At 66.6% G+C, this 22,419-nt stretch carries 23 protein-coding genes; 12 read left to right on the plus strand and 11 right to left on the minus strand.

The features are described 5' to 3' along the window. Positions 1 to 1,395: 1,395 nt before the first annotated feature. Positions 1,396 to 1,599 carry a hypothetical protein gene (locus tag K7711_RS22645; RefSeq protein WP_222971447.1) on the minus strand — a complete coding sequence of 68 codons (204 nt, stop codon included), beginning with the start codon at positions 1,597 to 1,599 and terminating at the stop codon, positions 1,396 to 1,398. Continuing rightward, complete coding sequence (locus K7711_RS22650; protein ID WP_222971448.1) at positions 1,586 to 1,852, minus strand: hypothetical protein; 267 nt, start codon at positions 1,850 to 1,852, stop codon at positions 1,586 to 1,588. Before K7711_RS22650 ends, K7711_RS22645 begins: the two co-directional genes overlap by 14 nt. A gap of 305 nt (positions 1,853 to 2,157) precedes the next feature. Between K7711_RS22650 and K7711_RS22655 the strand changes: the two genes are divergently transcribed. Both K7711_RS22655 and K7711_RS22660 read left to right on the plus strand, forming a co-directional pair. Next, positions 2,158 to 3,048: a DUF1295 domain-containing protein gene (locus K7711_RS22655; RefSeq protein ID WP_222971449.1), complete on the plus strand. Its 891-nt coding sequence runs from the start codon at positions 2,158 to 2,160 to the stop codon at positions 3,046 to 3,048. After that, positions 3,045 to 4,151 (plus strand): FAD-dependent oxidoreductase, encoded by a 1,107-nt coding sequence (locus K7711_RS22660; RefSeq protein WP_222971450.1) that lies wholly within the window; start codon positions 3,045 to 3,047, stop codon positions 4,149 to 4,151. The genes K7711_RS22655 and K7711_RS22660 overlap by 4 nt, the downstream gene beginning before the upstream one ends. A 195-nt stretch (positions 4,152 to 4,346) precedes the next feature. Here the strand turns inward: K7711_RS22660 and K7711_RS22665 are convergent, their stop codons facing one another. The 3 genes from K7711_RS22665 to K7711_RS22675 are packed head-to-tail and all read right to left on the minus strand — an operon-like array spanning position 4,347 to position 7,110. Then, positions 4,347 to 5,279: an NADP-dependent oxidoreductase gene (locus K7711_RS22665; protein WP_222971451.1), complete on the minus strand. Its 933-nt coding sequence runs from the start codon at positions 5,277 to 5,279 to the stop codon at positions 4,347 to 4,349. A 29-nt stretch (positions 5,280 to 5,308) separates the two neighbouring features. Then, positions 5,309 to 6,241, minus strand: a complete 933-nt coding sequence (locus K7711_RS22670; protein WP_222971452.1) for an alpha/beta hydrolase — start codon at positions 6,239 to 6,241, stop codon at positions 5,309 to 5,311. A gap of 50 nt (positions 6,242 to 6,291) precedes the next feature. Beyond that, positions 6,292 to 7,110, minus strand: coding sequence for an SDR family NAD(P)-dependent oxidoreductase (locus K7711_RS22675; RefSeq protein WP_222971453.1), 819 nt, complete (start codon positions 7,108 to 7,110; stop codon positions 6,292 to 6,294). Between the two features lie 178 nt (positions 7,111 to 7,288). On the opposite strand from K7711_RS22675, the gene K7711_RS22680 reads away from it, so the two are divergent. Both K7711_RS22680 and K7711_RS22685 read left to right on the plus strand, forming a co-directional pair. Next, positions 7,289 to 7,813 (plus strand): TetR/AcrR family transcriptional regulator, encoded by a 525-nt coding sequence (locus K7711_RS22680; protein ID WP_222971454.1) that lies wholly within the window; start codon positions 7,289 to 7,291, stop codon positions 7,811 to 7,813. Between the two features lie 53 nt (positions 7,814 to 7,866). Continuing rightward, the gene (locus K7711_RS22685; protein ID WP_222971455.1) at positions 7,867 to 8,775 is read left to right on the plus strand and encodes a MerR family transcriptional regulator; all 909 of its coding nucleotides are present in this window, start codon (positions 7,867 to 7,869) and stop codon (positions 8,773 to 8,775) included. Positions 8,776 to 8,787: 12 nt separating this feature from the next. Here K7711_RS22685 and K7711_RS22690 read toward each other — a convergent pair whose 3' ends face one another. Next, positions 8,788 to 10,257 (minus strand): flavin-containing monooxygenase, encoded by a 1,470-nt coding sequence (locus K7711_RS22690; protein WP_222971456.1) that lies wholly within the window; start codon positions 10,255 to 10,257, stop codon positions 8,788 to 8,790. Beyond that, positions 10,250 to 11,323, minus strand: a complete 1,074-nt coding sequence (locus K7711_RS22695; protein WP_222971457.1) for an FO synthase — start codon at positions 11,321 to 11,323, stop codon at positions 10,250 to 10,252. Before K7711_RS22695 ends, K7711_RS22690 begins: the two co-directional genes overlap by 8 nt. 248 nt (positions 11,324 to 11,571) lie before the next feature. Between K7711_RS22695 and K7711_RS22700 the strand changes: the two genes are divergently transcribed. After that, positions 11,572 to 12,384 carry an SAM-dependent methyltransferase gene (locus tag K7711_RS22700; RefSeq protein WP_308014893.1) on the plus strand — a complete coding sequence of 271 codons (813 nt, stop codon included), beginning with the start codon at positions 11,572 to 11,574 and terminating at the stop codon, positions 12,382 to 12,384. Positions 12,385 to 12,424: 40 nt separating this feature from the next. On the opposite strand, the gene K7711_RS22705 is transcribed toward K7711_RS22700, so the two are convergent. Both K7711_RS22705 and K7711_RS22710 read right to left on the minus strand, forming a co-directional pair. Continuing rightward, complete coding sequence (locus K7711_RS22705) at positions 12,425 to 13,090, minus strand: TetR/AcrR family transcriptional regulator (protein WP_308014894.1); 666 nt, start codon at positions 13,088 to 13,090, stop codon at positions 12,425 to 12,427. Positions 13,091 to 13,315: 225 nt separating this feature from the next. Next, positions 13,316 to 14,935 carry an acyl-CoA synthetase gene (locus K7711_RS22710; RefSeq protein ID WP_308014895.1) on the minus strand — a complete coding sequence of 540 codons (1,620 nt, stop codon included), beginning with the start codon at positions 14,933 to 14,935 and terminating at the stop codon, positions 13,316 to 13,318. Between the two features lie 250 nt (positions 14,936 to 15,185). Here K7711_RS22710 and K7711_RS22715 point away from each other — a divergent pair, with 250 nt between their 5' ends. Next, positions 15,186 to 16,046: an oxygenase MpaB family protein gene (locus K7711_RS22715; protein WP_222971460.1), complete on the plus strand. Its 861-nt coding sequence runs from the start codon at positions 15,186 to 15,188 to the stop codon at positions 16,044 to 16,046. Positions 16,047 to 16,160: 114 nt separating this feature from the next. Then, positions 16,161 to 17,384 (plus strand): oxygenase MpaB family protein, encoded by a 1,224-nt coding sequence (locus tag K7711_RS22720; protein ID WP_222971461.1) that lies wholly within the window; start codon positions 16,161 to 16,163, stop codon positions 17,382 to 17,384. A 95-nt stretch (positions 17,385 to 17,479) separates the two neighbouring features. Here the strand turns inward: K7711_RS22720 and K7711_RS22725 are convergent, their stop codons facing one another. Next, a complete protein-coding gene (locus tag K7711_RS22725; RefSeq protein WP_222971462.1) occupies positions 17,480 to 18,628 on the minus strand; it encodes an RNA-guided endonuclease InsQ/TnpB family protein in 1,149 nt (382 codons plus the stop codon). A gap of 98 nt (positions 18,629 to 18,726) precedes the next feature. Here K7711_RS22725 and K7711_RS22730 point away from each other — a divergent pair, with 98 nt between their 5' ends. Genes K7711_RS22730 through K7711_RS47735 form a run of 4 tightly spaced genes read left to right on the plus strand, consistent with a single transcriptional unit; the run spans position 18,727 to position 20,831 of the window. Continuing rightward, positions 18,727 to 18,957 (plus strand): hypothetical protein, encoded by a 231-nt coding sequence (locus tag K7711_RS22730; RefSeq protein WP_222971463.1) that lies wholly within the window; start codon positions 18,727 to 18,729, stop codon positions 18,955 to 18,957. Next, positions 18,954 to 19,520, plus strand: a complete 567-nt coding sequence (locus K7711_RS22735) for a ferric reductase-like transmembrane domain-containing protein (protein ID WP_222971464.1) — start codon at positions 18,954 to 18,956, stop codon at positions 19,518 to 19,520. The genes K7711_RS22730 and K7711_RS22735 overlap by 4 nt, the downstream gene beginning before the upstream one ends. Continuing rightward, on the plus strand, positions 19,517 to 20,728 hold the full coding sequence (locus K7711_RS22740) for an NADH-ubiquinone oxidoreductase-F iron-sulfur binding region domain-containing protein (RefSeq protein WP_235747624.1): 1,212 nt from the start codon (positions 19,517 to 19,519) through the stop codon (positions 20,726 to 20,728). Before K7711_RS22735 ends, K7711_RS22740 begins: the two co-directional genes overlap by 4 nt. Beyond that, entirely contained in the window at positions 20,649 to 20,831 is a 183-nt protein-coding gene (locus K7711_RS47735; RefSeq protein WP_308014896.1) for a ferredoxin, read from the plus strand. The genes K7711_RS22740 and K7711_RS47735 overlap by 80 nt, the downstream gene beginning before the upstream one ends. A gap of 487 nt (positions 20,832 to 21,318) precedes the next feature. On the opposite strand, the gene K7711_RS22750 is transcribed toward K7711_RS47735, so the two are convergent. Next, positions 21,319 to 21,912 (minus strand): TetR/AcrR family transcriptional regulator, encoded by a 594-nt coding sequence (locus tag K7711_RS22750; RefSeq protein ID WP_222971466.1) that lies wholly within the window; start codon positions 21,910 to 21,912, stop codon positions 21,319 to 21,321. On the opposite strand from K7711_RS22750, the gene K7711_RS22755 reads away from it, so the two are divergent. Then, complete coding sequence (locus tag K7711_RS22755) at positions 21,911 to 22,417, plus strand: hypothetical protein (RefSeq protein ID WP_222971467.1); 507 nt, start codon at positions 21,911 to 21,913, stop codon at positions 22,415 to 22,417. The genes K7711_RS22750 and K7711_RS22755 overlap by 2 nt on opposite strands. Positions 22,418 to 22,419: the final 2 nt, after the last annotated feature.

Genomic DNA, 22,419 nt, shown 5'->3' on the forward strand with positions numbered 1-22,419 from the left:
TGACGATAAATCAGGTGTCGTTAGACGGGTGCTGTTAGTCCGTCGCGACCGATACAGGATGATGGGGCCGTCTCCGCTCCATGGAGTGTCAGCCCGAACCTGTTCGATATGCACTGCCGTAACTCTCTCCCTACGGAGGCAGGCAGGTGTTCTCGCAATGTCGTATTGTTCACGGACCCCCAATCGCTGTGGCGACAAGACACGCTACACGCCTACGACGCGACACACCGACAAGCTTCTCGTCGTCCGATGCGCCGAACCTTTGGCAACACCGACTCCGCCGGGTCGTACGTCGCCGAAGTGCATCGCGATCGCTCTAATTGGGACTATTCGGCCAACCGCTTCTTCCTAGCCAGCAACACCGCCATGGGTCGGGCCGGTGCTGGATTGGCGTCCGTCCTACCCCCACCACCTTCACGATGGAGCTACGCACAGCGAAGGTCCCAACCGAACTCACCTGACGGAACTGACCGAGCAACGGCCCGATGGATCGGCCCGTTCGCAGCCGCTCAGCTACTGGCACGCAATATTTGCTCCGGCCGCTACCACCGCGCAACGCTCCGGGCGCCACCTCATACGCCACCGCCACGTACGCACCCCTCGTTACCGGACGCCACCTAGCTCCCAACCGCAACGCTTCTTACCCAACGCAACCACTCGTCTTTTTCCCAACCCACTTCTCACATCACAGATTTCATACCTCCCCACCCCTGACGACTACTCCACTGCTCCCCTCGCCCAGATCACCATATACACAGCGAAGCGTGCATATGGTGATCTGGGCGAGGGGAGCAGTCACGCACCCAACGCGGCTGGTCAGGGGTGGGGAGACGTAGAATTCCGTTGCAAAACTCGCCTACTGATCTTCCCGAGTTTTGCCCGCCGTTTGCGGCCGTGTGTCAACTTACGCAACATATTTACAGATCACGTGTGGCGTTGTGCGCGGGTTTTATCTGCTGATTGCGCCGGGTAACCGGCGTTGCCGCAGCCGAATTCGTGCCGATACGCGCCGATCGCCCCGCGGCGGTGTTGGCTGATCGGGCTTCGTTTCGCCCGTGCCTGGGTGGGGGTGCGCGATGGTACCGGCGCTGCCTCGCTGTCAAGGGCGACTCCGGTGCGGTCAGATCGGTGGGGTGCGGATGCGCCCTTGACACCGAGGAACCGCAGCGCCGACGCGGGCAGAGATGCCGGGCAGGCGGGGCCTGCCCGCATGGTGCGCGCACCCCTACCCCGGCCCTCAGCGAATCGCTGGCGTTCGGCTCTCCGACGGGAGCCCGGCGCCCGCCGGCCGATGGGGGCCTGGTAGAAAAAGGGCGGAGCCCGTGCCTGTCTCTAGCAGGCACGGACTCCGCGTGGTGTCGATATTCAGTTGGTATTCGGTTGTGTCCGGAGTGGTCAGCCGAACAGGGTCAGCTGATGTCGGTGGGCTTTCCGGTCGCAGTCTTCCCGGTACGCTCGTGCGAGCCGTTGCGCTTTCGCCTTCGACATATCGAAGTCGACAGCGATCGCAGCCCACGTCGAGCCGTGGTCGTACTGCTCCTGAATCTCCCGTCCCAGCTTCAACTCTCGCTGGGCCGACATCTGCTTACTGCGGGCCATTGGTATCGCCCCCGATATCGACCGTGTGCAGGGTCTGCCCGCAGTCGACGCAGTAAACGAACCTCGTGCCGACCCGGCGAACCATATGCGCACAGACGCCGTAGGCGTCGGCTCGCTGACATTCGCCGTTGTCGATTTCGCAGCCTGCCTCTTGGCAGTCCGAGCACAGCTCGGGCCGGTCCATGGGGCCGATCACGATCTCGAAGCAGTCCCGGCACCCGCACCAGGTGTAACCCGATTCCGCAGTGGTCATCAGGCACCTCCTACCGCGGACACCGCCAACGGCAATGCCTGCTGGACCGGCCGCACTGCGTGCAGAGGCGCAATGGCCTCGGTGCGCGTGGAGCGTGGAGCGTTGGCGATGTACCTCGCCGCGGTGCGCGGCGAGACCTCCAACACTCGGCCGATCTCGGCGTAACTCCGGCCTTCGGCACGCAACGCTTTCGCGCGAGCGACCTTGTCCGGATCCCACCGGCTGATCCGCTGCCTGACGGGTCGGGCCGGCGCCGCGTGAGCAGAACGCCGCACACTAGAACGCGTTCTAGGTACGGTGATCACATGAGCAAGACCGAGTCGATGGTGCGCATCGGCATCGCGTACGTCCTCGCCTTCGGCGCGGCGGGTGCCTGGCTGGCGTGGGGCCCGCGGACTTCTCACCTGTGGCTGGACGGACTGATCGCCGATCTGATCGCCACGCTCGTGGTGTTCGCCGCCAGCCGGTCGCATCGGAACTCGAGCTTCTACGACGCGTATTGGAGTGTGCTGCCGCCGCTGCTGATGATCGCGTGGTGGTCGGAGATCGGCACGCACGGAGATCGGACGCGCGCCTGGCTGGTGCTGGGGGTGATCGTGTTCTGGGCGGTTCGGCTGACCGGCAACTGGATCTACGCGTTTCCCGGTCTGCCGCACGAGGATTGGCGCTATCCGCTGCTGCGCGCCAGGGGTGGCAGGGCCGAGGTGGTGGTCGACCTGATGGCCATTCACGTCATCCCCACCCTGCAGGTATTCGCCGGGATGCTGCCGGTGTACGTCGTGCTGACCGACACCCGCCGCGGGATCGGGTGGCTGGACATCGTCGCGGTCGTGGTCGGCGTCGGCGCGGTGGTGCTCGAGTTCGCCGCCGATCTGCAGATGTACCGCTTCGCCGCACGCCGCCGCCCCGGCCAGGCGATGGACCGGGGGCTGTGGAGTTGGTCGCGGCACCCGAACTACTTCGGCGAGTTCGTCTTCTGGGTCGCACTGGGCCTGTTCGGCCTGGCCGCCGCACCGCGCGACTGGTGGTGGGTGTTTCTCGGCGCGATCTGTATGTACGCGATGTTCCAGGGCGCGAGCATCCCGATGATGGAGCAGCGCAGCCTCGAACGCAGGCCGGGCTACCGGGACGTGATCGACCGGGTGCCGCGTTTCGTTCCGCGTCCCCCGCGCGAGCAGAGGCAGCCCGCGGCATGAGCCGCCCTCGAATTCTGGTCGCGGGTCTGGGCGATACCGGTCTGCTGACCGCGATCCATCTCTCGAAACATGCGGACGTGGTGGGTATTTCGAGCAAGCCCGGCCTGGTCAGTGGTCAGGAGCTCGGTCTGCGTCTGGCCCGTCCGCGCGAGTGGGCCCGCGACTACTGGGTGGCCTTCGATCGCTACCACCGGCTCGATTCGGTGCGGACCGTGCACGGCACGATGACGCGAGTGGACCTCGAGGCCCGCCGGGTCCACCTCACCGGACCCGACGGCGCCGCGGGCACCGAGCCGTACGACGTGCTGGTGATCGCGACCGGCGTGACGAACGGCTTCTGGCGTCGGCCGAACCTGCAGACCGGCGACCAGGTCGCGGCAGCGATCACGCTGGATCACGAACGGCTCGCGGCCGCCGGCTCGGTGATCGTTCTCGGCGGCGGGGCTGCCGCGGTGAGCAGCGCCCTGAACGTGGCCACCACCTGGCCGGACAAACGGGTGGACCTGTATTTCCCTGGTGGGCAAGCACTTCCGCATCATCACCGCAAGGTCTGGGGCACGCTGAGCAAGCGGCTCGAACGCCTCGGTGTCGGGTTGCACCCGCGGCACCGCGCGGTGGTGCCGGACGGATTCGGCTGCGACGAGATCACCAGCGGACCGGTCGAGTGGAGTACCGGGCAATCCGCGAGCAGCGCCGACGCTGTGCTGTGGACGATCGGCCGGGTCGTTCCGAACACGACGTGGTTGCCGGGCGAACTGCTCGACGAGAACGGCTTCGTCGTGGTCGACGAGTACCTCCGCGTCCGCGGTGCGCCGGGCGTGTACGCGATCGGCGACGTGGCCGCGACCGATCCGCTCCGGACGTCGGCCCGGAGCCGCGCCGACGGCCTGCTGGCACACAACATTCGGGCCGACCTGGACGGCGGCACGCCGAAACCGTTCGAGCCGGCGGCCCGGCGCTGGGGTTCGGTGGTGGGAGCGCAGCGCAACAGCCTGGAGGTGTTCAGCTCGGGCGGCCGCGCCTTCTGGATCCCGGCATGGTCGCTGCTGCAACCGCTCATCGTGTGGCGAGGTATCTATCGCGGGGTCAGAAAATCCGGTTAGCTTTGTTGTGAGCCTCGAGCGCCGCCTCGAGATCGAGACCAGCGAAGCCTGGGCGGCGACGGTGCGTAAGAGTTCGTCCGGCCCCCGAAGGTTTGGGAATTGGTGCACTGCCGGGGCCGCAGGTGCGCACGTCGCACGCGAAAAGGTCAGGTCCGGTGAAAACCGGACCTGACCTGCTTTGCGCCGGGGTGTGGCTCACCCGGGCACGATGATGAGCTTGCCTCGTTTCGAACTTCCGTTTCGTTCCAGGTCTGTGAGCGCTGCGACCGCTTCCGATAACGGCACCGTTCGTGCGATCGGTAGCTCGAGGTGACCGTCGCCGGCGGCGCGCGCGACCGCTTCGATATCGGCTGTCACTGCGTGCGCGATCACCGCGTGGAATGGGCCGGGCAAGGCGCTTCTCGCGATGTTCGCCGGGCTGGGGCTAGTGCTGACGATACGACCGTTGGGCGACAACATTTTCCGTGCCTCTTTGATCGGCAGTTTCCCGACGGTGTCGAAGACGATGTCGAATCGCTGTGCGAGTGCGGCGGCATCGAAGTCGAAATCGACGACGGGATCTATGCCGAGGGCGCGTGCCTCGTCCGCCGAACCGGCGCGGCAGCTTCCCGCCACCCTCGCTCCGTGTGCGGACGCGAGTTGCACGCCTGCGCGGCCGACCCCGCCGAGGCTCCCGTGCACGAACACCGCCTGGCCGGGCTGTAGCTTTCCTTTGTTGAACAGGGCTTGGTACGCGGTGAGACCGACGGTGGGAAGCGCGGCCGCTGCCTCGAAGGACAGGTTGGCGGGCTTCTCGACGATGCCTTTGTGTTCGGCGACGACTACGTCGGCGAACGCACCGGACCACTTGATCGGTGCGCCGCCGAGCACTTCGTCACCAACGCGCAGCCGGGTGACGTCGGCGCCGACGGCCTCGACGACACCGGCGAAGTCGTACCCCATGCCTCGCGGAAAGCTGCGGCCGGTCATCATCTTCATCGCGCCGTCTCGGATCCCGAAGTCCATGGGGTTGGCGGCAGCCGCTCGCACCCGAACGAGGACGTCCTCGGCGCCGAGTTCTCTGGGCTCGAAGTCCTCGAGCCGCATCACTTCCGGACCCCCGTATCGGTGGTACTGAATTCGTTTCATCGTCGGTACTCCTTCGGTGATGTCGTGTGTCAACGGTGCAGGGGCAGTGCGAGAACGGATTCGAGGAATGCCAGCGTTCTCTGGTGCAGCGGCGGTGCATTGAAGTGGGGGGAACCGTGGTCGCCGCCGGCGATCTCCACCAGGTCTGCCCGAACTCCCGCCTCGGTGAGCGCGCGATGCAGGCGTCGGCTCTGTGCTATACCGACGCGGCGATCATGGTCGCCGTGGGCGATCAGGAAGGGAGGCGCGCCGGGGTGCGCGAGGCGGCACAGGTTTCCGCGCTCGACCGCGTCCGGCCGGCTGGCGGGCTCGAATCCGAAGAAGCGCGCCAGTGTGCTGTCCGGACCGGTCATCAGTTCGATGGCGTCATCGTGTGCGTCTTCATCGTGTCTGAGGAAATCGGTTGGCCCGTAGTGCTCTACAACGGCGGCGAGTCCGCAGGACACCGCCGAATCCGGTTCGGTGCTGCCCACCAGGTCGCTGCCGTCGCCCGCGAGTGCCACGGCGCTGATGAGGTAAGCGCCTGCGCTGGAACCGAAGCCGACGATGCGGTCGGCGTCCAATCCATAGTTGTCGGCATTTGCCCGCACCCACCGCACGGCGGCGGCGACATCGTGGATGGCAGCGGGGAAGACGGCCTCGCCACTGAGCCGGTACTGGACCGACACCACGGCGAGTCCTGCCTCGAGGAGATATCGCCAGGGCCCCATCTGCTTGATACCGGCGAAGAATCCGCCCGGGTGTGCGTACACCACAACGGGAACGGGTGTTGTCACCGGACGGTGCGGGATGTGTAGATCGAGCGTGAGCGGCCGGAATCCGGCGAGGGTGGCGTACGCGCGATCCAGATGGCTCACCACCCCGGGGAAGACTTCGACCGGCGCCAGGGCGGCGAATTCGGGCCGGATCACGGTCGAGATCATTTCTTCGGGGATGTCCACTGGTGCACCAGCTATGTGCATTGGTTGCTCCCTCTCTGATCAAGTTGCAGCAGAATGGTTTTCGTTGCGGATCAGGACTCGCGCGGTGCGGTGTCGACGAGTGCGCGGCTGAACAGCCGGCCGAACATGTCGACCGACAACGATCGCGGAAGAGCGTGTTTGATCAGTAGGTCCGCGGCCTTGTTGGTGACGCCGGGGATGACACGCGCGCGCTTGCCCAGGTTGTGCAACGCTGCCTGGACCACCTGCGACGGCGCCATCCTCGTGCTGCTGATCTTTTGGAAGTCGAGGCCGTTGGATCGTTGCGCGCCTTCGGTCTTCGTCATCCCGGGGGATACGACCAGGACGTCGACGCCGTGGTTTTTCAGTTCGTAGTGCAACGCCTGGCCCAGTGATGACACGTATGCCTTCGCTGCCGCGTAGTTGGCCGTGAACGGCGTGGCGCTGGCTTCGAGGCTGGACGCCACGAGGATGATGGCTCCGCGACCGCGGCGGGTGAACTCGCCCCCGAAGTGGTGTGCCATCCGCAGTGGCACGGCCGCGTCGAGGGTGAGGACGTCGAGTTCGGTGGCCAGCGAGTTGTTCACCAGCGGTCCGGCAGAAGAGATTCCGGCGTTCGCCACGACGATCCCGACGTCGAGATCGCTGACCTCACGGGCCAATTCGTCCACGGCGCCGTCGGCGAGAAGGTCCAGCGCGAACACGATGTTGTCGGTGCCGTGGGTGCGGGAAAGCTCGGCGGCCAGAGCCTCCAGGCGGTCTTTGCGGCGCGCCACGAGAACGACGTTGACGCCGGCGGCACCGAGGTGCCGCGCGAATTGCTCGCCGATGCCCGAGGATGCCCCGGTGACGATCGCGTACTGGCCGTACGCGGCGCGAAAGTCTTTCATTGTGATTCCTTTCCGCAGGGTGATGGTTACCGCGGTATCGATGACGATGCCGTCATGACACCAAGTGTCGTCAGGCTATCACTCACGACACTTGGTGTCATCAGATCGCTGTGCGCTTTAGGATGTGGGCATGAGTCGCTGGGAGCCCGACGCGGCAGGGCGGTTGGGAGTGGCTGCGGTGGAGCTGTTCGCCGACCGCGGATATGCAGAAGTCACGATCGTGGAGATCGCTGAGCGTGCGGGATTGACCAAACGCACGTTCTTTCGGCACTTCGGCGACAAACGCGAGATTCTGTTCGCCGGTCAGGATGCGTACCGCGAGATGTTCGCCGACGCCATCGCCGGTTCGCCCGCCGGAGCCACCCCCATGGAAGCGATCGGCGCGGCACTGGCTGCGTTCGCTGCCGGCTTCGCCGACGACCGCCGGGAGTTTCTGGCGAAGCGTCAGGCGGTCATCGACGACAATTCCGATCTGAAGGAGCGTGACCTGCTCAAGGCCGCCGCTCTGACCACGGTGATGGCGGATGCACTTGTCGCGCGTGGGGTGGAGTCACCCACTGCCGCCGTGGCCGCCAACATCGGTGCGCTCGCCCTCGGCGATGCCTTCCAACGCTGGCTGCAACCCGGGAATCGGACATCCATGGCCGAGCTCGCCGAGCAGGCGCTGCGAGAACTGAGAGTGGCAATCGAGACGTTGCGCTGACGGCCCGTCTGTTGGCTTGACGTTCCAGCGGGTGGAAGGTGCAGGTTGAGGGCATGGACGACGCGGTGGTGCGGTACACGATCGGGGAGCTCGCGGAGCGTACGGGGTTGTCGGCGCGCACGATTCGGTTCTGGTCCGACAGCGGGGTGATACCGCCGGTGGGGCGATCCGCGGGTGGTTATCGGTTGTACGGCGCCGAGGCGGTCGGGCGGCTGGAGCTGGTGCGGACGTTGCGAGAGCTCGGGATCGGGCTGCAGCGGGTGCGGGAGTTGCTCGATCGGCAGGTCACGCCGGCCGAGGTCGTCGCCTGTCATGTCGAAGCGCTGGACGCGCAGATCCGGACGTTGCGACTGAATCGGGCCGTATTGCACAGCGCCGTCCACCGTGAAAATCAGACCGAAGGATTGTCCCTCATGCACAGACTCGCCAATTTGTCCGCACGTGAACGGCAGCGTCTGGTCGACGGTTTCGTCGACCGGGTCTTCAGCGGTGTCGAGGATCCGGACGCGCTCGTCATCGCGGAATTCATGCGGCAGACACCACCGCGGCTACCTGACGACCCGACCTCCGCGCAGGTGGATGCCTGGTTGGAACTGGCCGAACTCGTCTCGGACGCCGAATTCGAGCGCACCATGCGAAAGATGGTGCTCAGCGGCGGATCCGACTATCGGATCGACTTCGGCCTGCAGATCCGGCCACTCGTACTCGAACACGCCGGGCAGGCCGTCGAGCGGGGGATCGCACCCGAATCCGATTCCGGCCGTGCGGTTCTCGACCGCATCGTGCCCGCCGGCCTCGGTGCGACCGACACCGCGGCACTGCTCGAATGGCTGGATCTGGTCGCCGAACCGCGAGTCGAACGGTACTGGGAACTGCTGAGCCTGATCGACGGTCGCCCGCTGGGACCGCGCGCGGTGCCAGCGTTCGCCTGGCTGGCGGACGCCGTGCGCGCCCACCGATGACCCGTGTGCGGCTCAGCTCGCCGACGCGCGGTAGGCGGCGATGTCGAACGTCGCGTTCTGCTGGCGGAACGATGTCGCTGAGTCCGGCCACAGCAGCGTGAGACGGCCGGTGCGTTCGTCGCGGTACCAGTTCGTACAGCCGCCGCGGGTCCAGACGGTGTCGCGGGCCAGTTCGTCGATGTGGCGGGTGGAGGACTGCACCGCCTCGGGAGTGACCTCCAGGACCTTGTCGGCGGTGGAGGCCAGATGGTCCAGAGCGCCCAGCACGTAGTCGATCTGCGTCTCGATGACGTAGATCGCCGAGTTGTGCCCCAGCGCGGCGTTCGGGCCGTCCAGGACGTACATGTTCGGGAAACCGTCGACGGTGGTGGAGGCGTGCGCGACCATGCCGTTGCTCCACCGCTCGGCCAGCGGCAGTGCTCCCCGGCCCAGGATCTGCCGGGCGATCGGTAGCCGAGTGGTGTCGAAACCCGTTGCGAACACCAGTATCTCGGGGTCGAAGACGTTTCCGCTCGCGGCCTGGACGCCCTCCTCGGTCACGCGCGTCACCTCGGTCGGCTCGAGCCGGACGTGATCGAGTTGCAAGGACGCGTAGTAGTCGTCGGAGAACAGGATTCGCTTGCAGCCGATCTCGTAATCGGGCGTCAGCTGCCGGCGCAACTCGGGGTCCCGCACCTGGCTCGACAGGTGATCCAGCGCTCGCTGCTGCAGCAGGTCGATTTCGGGATGCCGCCGTTTGCGGGCCGGGATGCTGCGCTCGGCCTCGGCGAACAACTCGTCCCGCAAGGTCGTGATGGCGGCCGGGTCGGTGGCGAACTGCGACATTTCCTCGCGGCTGTACAGGCGGTCGCCGCGGGGGAGAACGTAGGGCGCCGAACGCTGGAAGACCACGACCTCGCTGGCCTCGCCGGCCAGCCGCGGCAGGATCTGGATCGCCGAGGCTCCGGTCCCCACCAGCCCGACCCGTTTGCCGACCAGTGACACCCGGGGATTCCAGCGCGCGGAATGCCAATGCCTGCCGCGGAATTCGCGCAGATTCTCCACCTGGGGAATCTTCGGTTCGGTGAGTCGTCCGGTGGCCGCGACCAGGGTGGTGGCCGCAAAGCTGCCGCGACTGGTGTGCACGATCCACCGGCCGTCCGACTCGCGCCAATGCGCTTGGCGCAGAGTGCAGTTCAGCAGCAGATGCGGCTCCAGGCCTTCCTCTCGCACGCAGGTGCGCAGATATTCGTGAATCTCCGCACCCTCGGCGAAGATTCGCTTCCAGCGCGGATTGGGCAGGAAGGAGAACGAGTACAGATGGGCCGGAATATCGCATGCCACACCGGGATAGCGGTTGTCCCGCCAGGTGCCGCCGACGTCGTCGGCCTGTTCGATGATCACGAACGATTCGCGCCCGCGCCGGGCCAGCTGGGCGCCCATGCCGATTCCCGCGAAACCGGCGCCGACGATCAGCACGTCGACCGGGGTGAGTTCAGACATCGGCGTATCCGGTGGTGCGCTGCCGCGCGGTGCGGCCCAGGGCTTGCGCCGCCTGTTCGATCTCGCGCGTGCTGAGGGTCAGCCCCGCCTCGGCGAAGGATTCGGGGGCCAGGCGGCCGTCGAGCAGTAGTCCGCCCAGGTCGTTGGCACCGCCACGCAGCAGGTCGACCGACGCGTCGAAGCCGAATTTCGGCCATGCGGCCTGGATGTTCGCGATCCGGCCGTGCAGCAGCAGACGTGCCACCGCATGCACCGCGCGCGTCTGCCGCCAGGACGGTCCGGGCAGGGATCCGACGCCGGGCGATACCGGGCCGGGACTGAAGGGCATCGCGATGAATTCGTGGAAACCGCCGGTGCGATCCTGGATCTCGGCGAGCAGCCGCAGATGGGCGACCTGCTGCGCGGGCGTCTCGATGTGGCCGTAGACCATCGTGGAGGTGGAGAACAGACCTGCCCGGTGGGCGGTCTCGATGACCTCCGTCCAGGTGCGCACCGGCAGGTCGGGGCCGCCGAGCAGGCGGGCACGCACGTCGTCGTCGAGGATGCGCGCGGCCGTGCCGGGGACCGAGCCGAGTCCGGCCTCGCGCGCCGCGGCCAGGAAATCGGGCAGCGGCATCTCGCGGCGCGCGGCGCCGTCGAGCAGTTCGGGCGCGCGGAACGCGTGCAGGTGGATCGGCCCGGCCTGGGCGATGGCCTCGATCAACGCCAGGTAGTCGTCGTCGCTGTCGGTCGGAAGCGGTCCCTGCATGCAGATCTCGGTCGCGCCCAGCTCGCGCGCCTCGGCCACCAGGGCGGTGAGGCGGGCGCGGGCGGGCGCGCTCGTGCCGGATACCGCGGCGGTGTCCAGGTTTCGGTTCACCGCATAGGTCAACACGTCACCGGTGGCCTGGTGACGTAGCAGATCGGCGGTTCGACACAGTTCGTCCAGCTCCGGCCCATCGGCGCCCAGCAGCGCGACGTACCCCTCGTCGGGCAGGGCCGCCGGAGCATCGGCAGCCTCGTCGAGCCATTTGCGTACCAAGCCCGCATCGGGCAAACCGGATCCGGCGACAACAACATCACCCACGAGGGCAACCATACCGCCGGGCGCCGACATGCCTCGGCGCGTAGCCCGCGAGCTGCCGTAACGACGCACTGGTTCCGGTCGGAGCCGGGAAACGGACTGTCCGGCGCGTGCGAGGCGAGCGCTCGATGACCGCCACGATCGAACCGGGGTCGGTATGCCGGAATACGTTGGGCTACTTGCCCGCATGGGGTATATCTGCGTGGGGTATATCTCCCATCGTAAAGATTCGATCCGACAAGGAGTTCCCCGTGGCCGACGGCCCGATCGACCTGCGTACCGACGTAGCGCATCCAGCCCGGATGTACGACTATTTTCTCGGCGGCAAGGATTTCTACGATGCCGACCGGGCCGCGGCGGAGCAGGCGCTACAGGATTTTCCGGCGGTCCGGGTGACCGCGCGCACCAACCGCGATTTCATGCGGCACGCCACGCGTTTTCTGGTCGGACAGGGCGTGCGGCAGTTCCTGGACATCGGTACCGGTATTCCGACCGAGCCGAATCTGCATCAGGTCGCTCAGGAGGGCGCGCCGGAGGCGCGGGTGGTGTATGTCGACAACGATCCGATCGTGCTGGCGCACGCGCGGGCGCTGCTGGTGAGCACCGACGCGGGCCGCACCGCTTACGTCCAGGCCAATGCCGCGGATCCGGCCGCGATCCTGGCCGCCCCCGAGCTGAACGAGACGTTGGATCTGACCCAGCCGGTGGCGGTCTCGGCGATGGCGCTGCTGCACTTCGTGCCCGGCGACGTCTACGAGATCGTCAAGGCGCTGATGGAGCCGCTCGCGCCCGGCTCGTACCTCGCGATGTCGCACGTCACAACGGATTTCGACGAGGGCCCGGAGGATCCGGACGGGATGATGCGACTGCTGCAGGTCTACATCGACCGCGGAATTCCGGTGCGTCCGCGCAGCCGCGCCGAGGTGTCCCGTTTCTTCGACGGACTGGAACTGCTCGAGCCCGGCGTCGAGGTGATCCACCGGTGGCGCAACGACGGCATCGAACACCCGCCGAGCCACGACAAGCAGGTCTCGCTGTGGGGCGCGATCGGCCGCAAGGTCTGAGCGCCGCCGAGCGGTAGCGCCACCCTGCGCCCGATCGGCGTCAGTCCCGGGCCTCGAGCATGGGGACCAGGAAGCGCTGGGCCAGGGTGGTGAGCTGGGCGTCGTCGTCCAGGTCGATGAGCCGGCTCGGGATGGCCAGGAAGGACGCGCAGACGCGGACCATCAGTTCGGCGACCATATCGGTGTCGACCGCCGGGCCGATATTTCCCGCACCCTGTTCGCGGCGCAGCTGACCGGCGACGAACTGGCGGACCGCGGCGACCGTGCGTCCCTCGTCGCGCATCAGGATGCTGACCAGCAGGTCGGGGTCGGTTTCCAGCAGGCCGCCGATGAGCGGGTTGCTGCGGATGGCCCGCAACGAGCTGACGAAGCCCATCACCACTCGGTCGCCGACGGTGCTCGCCTGGCGGATGTCCAGGAGGAATTGGTCGAAATACCGCCGGAATTCCCGCAGGATCACCTGTTCCACCAGGGTGTCCTTGGTCGCGAAGCGACGGTAGACGGTGATCCGGGAGACCTCGGCGCGGCGGGCGACGTCCTCCATGGTCGAGCGCTGGATACCCATCCGGCAGAACTGGTCGTACGCCGAATCCAGCAGGCGCAAACGGATTTCGTCGACCTCGTCGACCTGTTCGAGCGCCTCGGTGTAGGCGCGGGCGATCAGCCGTTCCGCGCCCGAGGCCGTTCCCGATTCCACCTGTGCCACGACTCCTCCTACCCGCGCGATCTCCGTCCACGATGTGCCGACAAGAGTGAGACGACAAGATATGTGATGTCTGCCGACGTTGATCTCGTCGAATGGTACTGAGATACGATGCTCGATTCAGCGTATCACCCGGTTTGCCCGGCTCGGTGCGGTGAATACGCCGGAGCGTCGCGGATCGCGTGGCGATCGCGACGTGGCGCGGGGAGCGGAGGCGGACCGCTCGCCTCAGCCGATATCGAGTTGTTCGAGCTCGCGGCGCAGCAGTTTGCCGGTGGCGTTGCGCGGTAGTTCCTCGAGGAAGATCACCTCGCGCGGCACCTTGTGCCGGGCCAGATGCGTCTTGACGTAGGTCATGATCTCCTGCGAGTCGCCCGGGGTTCCCTGGGCCGGGACGACGAACGCGCGCAGTCGTTTGCCGAAATCGTGGTCGTCGACGGCCACGACGGCGGCCTCGAGTACGTCGGGGCGGTCGACGAGCAGATTCTCGACCTCGAGCGGGTAGACGTTCTCGCCGCCCGAGATGATCATGTCGTCCTCCCGGCCGTCGATGAAAAGCCTTCCGGCGGAATCGAAATGGCCCAGATCGCCGCTGCAGAGCAGGCCGTCCACGATCTCCTTGTGCCTGCCGTCGGTGTACCCGGAGAAGCTCAGGCCGCTGGAGACGAAGATGGTGCCGATCGCGCCCGGTTCGGTGACCGCGCGCCGCTGCGCGTCGTAGATCGCGACCCGGCAACCCACCGGCGGACGCCCGACGGTTCCGGGTGCGATGCGCATGTCCTCGGGGGTGGCCACCGCGGCCACGGCGACCTCGGTCGAGGCGTAGAGGTTGTACAGGACCTCGCCGAAGATCTGTTCGGTGCGGCGGCTCAGGTCGGGGGACAGCGACGACCCGGCGGCGAAGACGACGCGCAGTGTCGAGGTGTCGTACCGGGACAGCACCTCCTCGCCCAGATCGACGATGCGTTGCAGCATGGTCGGCACCAGAACCAGTGCTGCGGCACCGTATTTCGCGATATCGGCGAGGGTGCGCTCGGCGTCGAAGCGCCGCTGCCGGCAGACGATCGCGTTGCCCAGCGCCCAGCCGAGGGTCAGCTGGGACAGGCCGGTGCCGTGGAAGGTCGGTGCGGCCATGATCATGACCGAATCGCGGGGCAGCGGTATCCGATCGAGGAACTGCGCGGACTGCAACGGCGAAACCTTGTCGCGCGGAGCGCCTTTGGGCGTTCCGGTGGTTCCGCTGGTGAGAATGACGATGCCGCCGGGACGTTTCGGGGCCGTCATCGTGCCGGTGGGATGGGCATCGATCAGGGCCTCGACCGTGCTGATCTCGCCGGACGTGGTGTCCGGGTCGTCGACCCAGGTGAGGAAGCGGGGGACGGTCGCGGGGATGTCGTCGAGCAGGCCGAGGAATTCCTCGTCGAGCAGGATGGCGCCGACGTTCTCGCGATCGGCGACCGCGGCCAGTTGCGGACCGCCGAATCCGGTGTTCATCAACACGATTCGCACGCCGAGCTTGCCGGCGGCCAGCAGTGACAGCATCATGCCGCGGTGGTCGCGGCACAGCAGCGCGGCGACGGTTCCCGCGCCGATGCCCGCCGCGGCCAGTCCGCGGGCCAGCGCGTCGGACTGCTGGTCGAGTTGTTCGAAGGTGAGTGTGCCGCGTTCGTCGATCAGCGCATTCGATGCTCCCCGGGTGCGCCGGGCGTGGCGCAGGACGGTCACGAAGGGCCCGTAGATTCCCGAGTCATGCACGGTTCGTATCAGCTCGACGGGGTGCTGAGGTTCGACGACACCGCGCCGGAACAGCACGGACAGGGCCGCGAAGGGCTCCGCGATCGCCTTCACCGCTGCTCTTGAACTTGATGGTGCCCTCACTTACCACTCCTGATCGATCGCTAAGCATGAGTGAATTCACCTGTTTATCAGCATGTTACTGTCGTATCCGCGTTGCGCGGGTCACAATAGGTGAACAAGAATGTTGAGTAACTTACAACATCGTTTGCCGGGCCGCGAGCCCCACCCGGGGTGCATTGTCAGGCGCTGTTCACACTGACATGATGGTGTGAAAATCGTCTCATCGACTCGTGGAGTATCCATGTCTCTCCCCACCCGATTCCTGCGTCGGCACGATCCGGCCGAGGATGCACCGACCGACCGGAAACGGTTCATGGCCGGTCCCGCGGCACTGCTCGGCGGCCCGGCGAACGTGATCATGCAACTGGGCCTGGCGCCGGTCGGCCGGGGCGTGATCGAGAGCAAGGTCCAGAGCGGTCGCTACGATCTACATCCGCGCAAACGTGGTCGCACGACCTTGACCTACCTGGCCGTGGCGATGCTCGGCACCGACGAGGATCGCGCGATCTACCGCGCGGCGGTGAACACCGCGCACCGCCAGGTCCGTTCCGACTCGAAAAGTCCGGTGGCCTACAACGCCTTCGACCCTGAACTGCAGCTGTGGGTCGCCGCATGTCTGTATCGCGGCACGGTGGATTCGCTGAACTTCTTCTACGGCGGCATCGACGAGGAAGCCGCCGACGAGCTCTATCGCGAGGCCGCGCGATTCGGCACCACGCTGCAGGTGCGCCAGCAGATGTGGCCGCCGGATCGAGCCGCGTTCGCGGAGTACTGGGATACGCACGTGGGCGAGATGTCCTTCGACGACGAGGTGCGCCGCTACCTGCTCGAGCAGGTCGTCGATCTCGGGCCCTATTCCAGGTTCGAGCAGATCCTGTTCGGGCGGGTCAATCGGTTCTTCACCACGGGCTTTCTGCCGCAACAGTTCCGGGACGAACTGGATCTGGCGTGGGGGCCGGGGCGGCAGCGGGCGTTCGAGGTGGTGATGCGGGCGATCGGTGCGGTCTTCACCGTTCTGCCCGAGAGCTTCCGGCTGTATCCGTTCGAGACGTACCTGCGCGAGATGCGGGCGCGGCACGCCCAGGGCAAGCCGCTCGTCTAGTGCGAAAAATCCGCTTCCTCGGCTTGTGATGGCAGACACAGTGTGCTGATATAGAGATACGCAGATGCAGACTTTGTATCTCTGTATCAGTGACTCGACGAAGAGGAACGTGGCATGGATGGAATCGGACTCAACAGACGTGACGCGTTGCGAGTGGGCAGCGGCTTCGTGGGAGCCGCCGGCGCACTCGCACTAGGGGCGCGAACGGTCCGGGCCGAACCCTGGACCTGGTCGCCCAGCGGTTCGGTCCTCGGCAGTGGCCAGGGCGCGGACCCGATGACGGTGTGGGACGCCGAGGCGGATCCGGTCGTGGCCGATGTGATGGACCACGCCGATGTGCCCCAGGTCAATCGGCTGCTGGCGACCTGGATCAAGAACGATCAACCGATTCCCGCGGGGCTGCCGAAGAATCTGCGCGACTTCATGGAGTACGCGCGACAGCTGCCCTCGTGGGCCGATTCGGGCAAGCTGGCCGACTCGTTTCAGTTCCAGCAGAAGCGCGGAACCTATCTCGGGGTGCTCTACGCGTTCGCCAGCGGCATGATGTCGAACGTCATCCCGCACGAGGCGCTCGCGGTGTACTACTCCCGAGGCGGCTCGCACCTCAAGGAACGTATCGCCAAGACCGCGAAATTCGGCTACGACATCGGCGCGGTCAACGCCTACGCCCCCGGCGGGGAAATGATCGTGACCTGCGTCAAGACCAGGATCATCCATGCCGCCGTGCGGCATCTGCTGCCGACCGCGCCGGTCTGGCCCAAGGGGCACACCCCGATCAGCCAGGACGATCTGATGGTCACCTGGCACAGTCTGGGCACCAGCATCATGCGCGTGCTGACCGAGTGGAAGATCCCGATCCCGGCCGCGGAATCGGTTGGGTACCTGCACAGTTGGCAGCTCGCGGGGCATCTGCTCGGTATTCGCGACGAGTACATCCCGGTGTCGTGGGACCAGGCCAACGCCCAGGCCGCGCAGGTGCTGGACCCGATCCTCGAGCCCACGCCCGAGGGTCGGTGGCTGGCCAACGAGCTGTTGAATCTGGGTGCGGACCTGGATCTGACCCTGCTCAGCCGGGGGATCCTGGGCGCGTTCACCCGATTCATCCTGGGCGACAAGATCGCCGACGAGTTGAACGTCGCGCGGGAGCCGGTCTGGGGACCGCTGCTGCAGTTCAGCTGGGGTCCGTTCCTGGCCGTGCGCGAAGGCATCCTCGGCGTCGTCCCGCCCAGCAAGGACGCCTACTGGATGTTCGACGAGTTCCTGCGGCAGTTCACGATGTGGTACGTATCCGAACTGCGGATGCCGCTGAGCATCGAAATCCCGCAGACCAACCGGTAATTCACGATTCACCGGAAGCGGTGAACGGGTTCGGGTGTGCGGAGAAAGTCGGATCTCTTAACGGTTCTCCCGCCTGAGGGCGGGAGATTTCCAGCTCAGACCGCAACCGAACCATCCACCCGCAGGAGGTGATCCGATTGTCTGACATCCTCGACACTGACGTGGCCCCGTTCTGCCACGGCCAGAATCACTCTGGCAGCGTTCCGGTCCCGGCTGTCGGCGTAACCGCAGTCCGGGCACCGGAAGTCTCTCTCGTGCAGTTCGAGTCGCTTGGTTCTCGCGAAGCATCGACTGCACGTCATGGTCGTGTATGCGGGCCGGACCATCACCACCTTCCGCCCGGCCCGCCTGGCACGCTCGATCAGTTCACGTTTCGCCGCGCCGATCGCAGCGTCCGCGGCGTTACGTGCCAGGTTGGATTTCGCCAGGAACCTTGGTTTGAAGTCCTCGACGGCGATCAGGTCGTGGTGGTCGACAACGCGTTTGGCCCAGACCCGCGAGTCGTGCATGGTTCGGCGGGCAGCTTTCTTCGTCAGCCGGGCAGCATGTCTCCTGGCCTCCAGGTATCCCCGCGACTGAGGGCGGCCTATCCGGTGACGCCGCGCCATCTTGCGTTGCGCCTTCGCCAACTCCGCAGCGCATCGCCTGCGGTGGCGGACATGAGGGAGATCGAAGGCGGGATCGGTGGTGGTCGCAGTGGTGCTCACACCCCAGTCGATCCCGATACTGCCCTGGCCGCACGGGCGGGCCGTGATTTCGCGTCGTACGACAAACGAGGCATACCAGTGTCCGAGACTGTCCCGGTTGACGCGGACCGACGTCGGCTCGGACGGCAACTCCCGCGACCACACCACCGGAACCGCAACACCCTTCGGCAGGATCAAACGACCCTCACGGATCGAGAACCCCCGCATGGTGTACTCCAGCGACGGCAGGGAACTCTTGCGGGACTTGGTCTTCGGGCGACCACGCCCCTTCACGGTGAAAGACTTATCCAGCGACTGCGCGTAACCGCGCAGCATCTGCTGTTGCGTGACTTGGGAACCTTCACGCAGCCACGGCATCGTCGCTCGCGCGCGGGTCAGCAGCTTCCCGAGCCGCGCGAACGTCGGCTTCTGCCCGGACCTGTCCTGGTGAACTGCCTCGTTCCACAACCATCGACAACGCCCCCATTCAGCCAGCAGCGCTTTCTCGGCGGTGCATCCGGGCCGAAGCCGGTACGTGTACCGCACCACCTCATCCATTCGAACATACTATCGAAAGAAATAGTCGTGCGGCACAAACGACACACCCGTCTATGTCGCTCCGCTGTAAACAACGGAGTATCCAAGGCGGATGCCCGATGAACAACAGTCCGAGTCTGCAGCGAATTCGTCGAGTCGCGGCCGGGATCTCCGTGGCCGCGATTCTGGCGATCGCCGGACTGACCGTCGAAATAGCCTGGGAGGAAGGTACTTTCAGCCTCGCGGTTACCGAGGCGCCCGGCATTCTGCGAGAGCTGCCGCCGTCCTGGACGCCGACGCCATCGGTGCAGAACATGCTGGACGTGCGGGCGCTGCGGCGTGCGTCATGACCAGTCCGTGGTTGTGGTACCTGTCGCGGGCGGCCGGAGTCGTCACCCTGATCCTGCTCACGCTCGTCGTCCTGCTGGGACTGCTGACCACCGCGCATCCGCGCCCGCACAGTGCGGCGATGGCCGTGGCGATGGGAGTGCATCGCACGCTCGCCCTCGGCATGACCGTTTTCCTGGCGGTGCACATTCTGACCGCCCTGGTCGACACCTACGTCCATCTGGGCTGGTGGTCGGCGATCGTGCCGTTCGCCTCCGGCTATCGCCGTGAGTGGGTGGCGTTGGGCGCCATGGCATTCGACATCCTGCTCACCCTGAACCTGACCTCGCTGCTGCGCCATCGGCTGCCGGTGCGAGTGTGGCGCGCGGTGCACTATCTGTCCTACGCGATCGCGCCGCTCGCGGTCGTGCACGCACTGACCACGGGTGCTCCGGACAATCCGGTGCTGCTCGGGGTCGCCGCCACCTGCGCGGCGGCCATGGTGGCCGTCGCGGCATGGCGCTGGCTCGGCCGCAATCCCGATACCCGCCGCCGCGCGCAGATCGCGGCACAGGAGTGGTCATGAGCGCACTGTCCGAACTGCTGCTCGACGCCGGACTCACCGGACGAGGCGGCGCGGGATTTCCCACCGGCATGAAACTCGAACTGGCCGAACGCCACAACGCCGAGCTGATCGTCAATGCCTGTGACGGCGAGCTCGATTCCGGCAAGGACGCCTGGGTGGTCGCCCACCATCTGCCCGAGGTGCTGGAAGGCGCACGACATCTCACGCGCAGGCATATAAGGATTGCGGCGCATCGGGATTCGGATACTCTCGCGGCGTTGCACGCGGCGCGGGTGGACACCGTTGTCGTGCCGCGCCGGTACGTCTCCTCGGAGGAGTCGGCGCTGACCCGGCTGGCCTACGGCGGGCCGGCGCGACCGCTCATGCGCTCGGAGCCCGTCACCGCGGGCAGCCGCGATCCGCACGGCCGACGCCTGCCACCGACGCTGGTGCTGAATGCCGAAACCGTGTGGCGCGTACAGCAGATCATCGAGAACGGGCCCGAGTGGTTCCGCTCGTACGGCACTGCCCAGGAGCCGGGACCGCAGTTGGTCACGCTCGCCAACGGGGTGGGCTCGCCCGGTGTGCACGCGGTCGAGGCGGGCATGGGTCTACACGAGATCCTCGATCGCGCAGGGGGACTCACCGTGCCGATGCAGGCGGTGTGGGTCGGCGGGCTCGGCGGTGGATTTCTGTCCGCTGCCGATGCCGAGGACGCACTCTGGTCGCGGGAGAGCCTGGCACGGTTCGGGATTCGTCCTTCCGTCGGAACGTTGCGGGTCATCGAGGCGGGGATCGACCCGTGGGGTGACCTGCTGGAGGTGCTGGCGTACGCGGTCGGGGAGTCGGCCGGGCAGTGTGGGCCCTGCATGTTCGGGCTGCCCGCGTTGCTCGAGGATCTGACGAGTGTGTTGCGGCCGCGTCCGCCCGTCGGCGCGGCCGATCGTCTCGCCCGCAGGCTCGAGCAGGTGACCGGCCGGGGTGCGTGTGGTTACCCCGACGGTGTCGCCGGATTCCTCGGCTCGGCGCTCGAGGTGTTCGGCACCGCCTCGCCCCCGGCCGGAAGATCGCTGCCCACCCCATCCTCAGGACGCCCCCATGTCACCGATGAACCGCCTTCTCGGCACCGCCGCACCCTCGGATACGAGCGTGCTCGCCGTCGATCGCATCGCCTGCACCGGACACGGGATTTGCGCTCACATTCTGTCCGGCGCAATAGATCTCGATGACTGGGGTTATCCGATCCTCCGCGATGCCGCCCCCGATCAGGGGCTCGCCGCCGAGGCGATCAAACTCTGCCCGTCCCGCGCGTTGCGCTGGCAGCGGCGGTGAAATCCGCGCCGATCGGCGCGGTTCGTAGTGAACAGGATTCCGGCCGAGAGTCGGTCGCGAAGACAAGGAGTGCACGAATGGATTTCTGGGTCGCGATTCAGAACATGCTCAACCAGTTGGACCTGGGGTCCGCCGGGATCGGCAGCGCCACACCGGTGGCGTTCGCGGATTCTCGAATCCTGCGATGAGCCGGGCGGACTCGGGCCGTGCGCGATATCGGTCCGGCCCGGTCCGCACCACATCGATGTTGAAAAGGTTTGTGCCGCTGTAGATGTGGGCAGTTACGGCGCCGAGGTGCGCTGCCCATCGGCGAACGAGTCGTCGGAATGCGTTCGGAGAACGCCGACGAGGAGTCGAGAGGGGGATCGGTGGGTGGCGTCTCCTGAGGGAAGATGATCTACCTGACCTATTGCGTACCGGAACCACGGCATGCCATCCGCTTCAGCCTTGAGCACGTCAAGGGAACCGATGGCGCGGGGGAGCGACATCACGGAGCGGGTCGCAGGCCCTCGAGCAGTTCGACCATCGTGCGGCCCATGGCATTTCGGGCCTGCTGGGCGTCCTCGGCGCGGGCGATGGTGAGGGCGGCGGCAGTCAGTGCGCCGTACAGGGCGGTGCCCAGGGCGTCGGTGTCGGCGGTGACGATCGAGTGGTCCTCGCGCAGAGCGGCCAGGGCTGCGGTCAGGACGCCTTCGACATGGCGTTCGCCGTGTTCCCACCACTGCACGAAGCCCAGGGCGGTGGGGCCGTCGCGGAAGCAGATCTGCTGATATTCGGGATCGAGGCAGCGATCGAGGAAGGCGCTGAGGCCCGCGAGCGTGGCGTCCCAGGGGGAGTCGACCGAGCCCGCGGTGCTCGCGATCATGGTCACGGTTCGTTCGTCGACGAGTTCGAGGACCGCGCGAAACAGTGCCTGTTTATTCGTGAAGTGGTGGTAGACAGCGCCTTTGGTAACCCGGGCGAGTACGGCCACCTGATCCAGCGAGGTTCCCGCGAAGCCCTGGTCGGCGAAGAGTCTCGCCGCGTTCTCGACGAGTGCGCGCCTGGTCTCCGCGGCGTTCTCCTCCCGGCGGGACATCATGTGGGCCGATCTCGGCCGCCTGCCGCAGCTCGTGCGGCAGAGCCGGGAGAGGCGTCGGGCCGGCGGAGCTCCGGCGGCCGATTTCACCCTGACCATGCGCTGGCAGCCGGGCTCGGCCGCGAGCGCACCGGGGCCGTACATGTTCAGCCTCACCCAGTTCAGCCCGTCCCGGGCCACGGACGTCCCGGCGATCTGGCTCGCCGCGACGAGCCTGGCCACCCAGCTCGTGCGGCTCGACGACGCGGTCGGCGTGACGACCTACATCCGCCCGGCCCGCGCCCGTCAGATCGGATCGCTGTCGGTATGGGCCGATCCCGCCGGGCTGGAGGCGTTCATGCGGCTTCCCGATCACATCGAGATCATGAACAAGTACCGCTCCCGCGGACTTCCGGTCCGGTCCGCGACCTGGTGGTCCGGCGACCTCGACCCGGACGCGGAGGTCCTGCACGGACTGCGTCTGCTCGATACTCACGACACCCAGCGCGTCACATTGGATCGTGCGTGAGA

The organism is Nocardia coffeae, from assembly GCF_019890715.1.
GTDB lineage: Bacteria > Actinomycetota > Actinomycetes > Mycobacteriales > Mycobacteriaceae > Nocardia > Nocardia jiangxiensis.

Excerpts from the sequence above, each read along its gene's own strand:
- K7711_RS22750 (WP_222971466.1), bottom strand. The coding sequence starts at position 21,912 with ATGATGTCCCGCCGGGAGGAGAACGCCGCGGAGACCAGGCGCGCACTC.
- K7711_RS22660 (WP_222971450.1), top strand. The coding sequence starts at position 3,045 with ATGAGCCGCCCTCGAATTCTGGTCGCGGGTCTGGGCGATACCGGTCTG.
- K7711_RS22670 (WP_222971452.1), bottom strand. The coding sequence starts at position 6,241 with ATGCACATAGCTGGTGCACCAGTGGACATCCCCGAAGAAATGATCTCG.
- K7711_RS22645 (WP_222971447.1), bottom strand. The coding sequence starts at position 1,599 with ATGGCCCGCAGTAAGCAGATGTCGGCCCAGCGAGAGTTGAAGCTGGGA.
- K7711_RS22690 (WP_222971456.1), bottom strand. The coding sequence starts at position 10,257 with ATGTCTGAACTCACCCCGGTCGACGTGCTGATCGTCGGCGCCGGTTTC.
- K7711_RS22715 (WP_222971460.1), top strand. The coding sequence starts at position 15,186 with ATGTCTCTCCCCACCCGATTCCTGCGTCGGCACGATCCGGCCGAGGAT.
- K7711_RS22685 (WP_222971455.1), top strand. The coding sequence starts at position 7,867 with ATGGACGACGCGGTGGTGCGGTACACGATCGGGGAGCTCGCGGAGCGT.
- K7711_RS22650 (WP_222971448.1), bottom strand. The coding sequence starts at position 1,852 with ATGACCACTGCGGAATCGGGTTACACCTGGTGCGGGTGCCGGGACTGC.
- K7711_RS22730 (WP_222971463.1), top strand. The coding sequence starts at position 18,727 with ATGAACAACAGTCCGAGTCTGCAGCGAATTCGTCGAGTCGCGGCCGGG.
- K7711_RS22740 (WP_235747624.1), top strand. The coding sequence starts at position 19,517 with ATGAGCGCACTGTCCGAACTGCTGCTCGACGCCGGACTCACCGGACGA.
- K7711_RS22735 (WP_222971464.1), top strand. The coding sequence starts at position 18,954 with ATGACCAGTCCGTGGTTGTGGTACCTGTCGCGGGCGGCCGGAGTCGTC.
- K7711_RS22675 (WP_222971453.1), bottom strand. The coding sequence starts at position 7,110 with ATGAAAGACTTTCGCGCCGCGTACGGCCAGTACGCGATCGTCACCGGG.
- K7711_RS22665 (WP_222971451.1), bottom strand. The coding sequence starts at position 5,279 with ATGAAACGAATTCAGTACCACCGATACGGGGGTCCGGAAGTGATGCGG.
- K7711_RS22755 (WP_222971467.1), top strand. The coding sequence starts at position 21,911 with ATGTGGGCCGATCTCGGCCGCCTGCCGCAGCTCGTGCGGCAGAGCCGG.
- K7711_RS22720 (WP_222971461.1), top strand. The coding sequence starts at position 16,161 with ATGGATGGAATCGGACTCAACAGACGTGACGCGTTGCGAGTGGGCAGC.
- K7711_RS22725 (WP_222971462.1), bottom strand. The coding sequence starts at position 18,628 with ATGGATGAGGTGGTGCGGTACACGTACCGGCTTCGGCCCGGATGCACC.
- K7711_RS22655 (WP_222971449.1), top strand. The coding sequence starts at position 2,158 with ATGAGCAAGACCGAGTCGATGGTGCGCATCGGCATCGCGTACGTCCTC.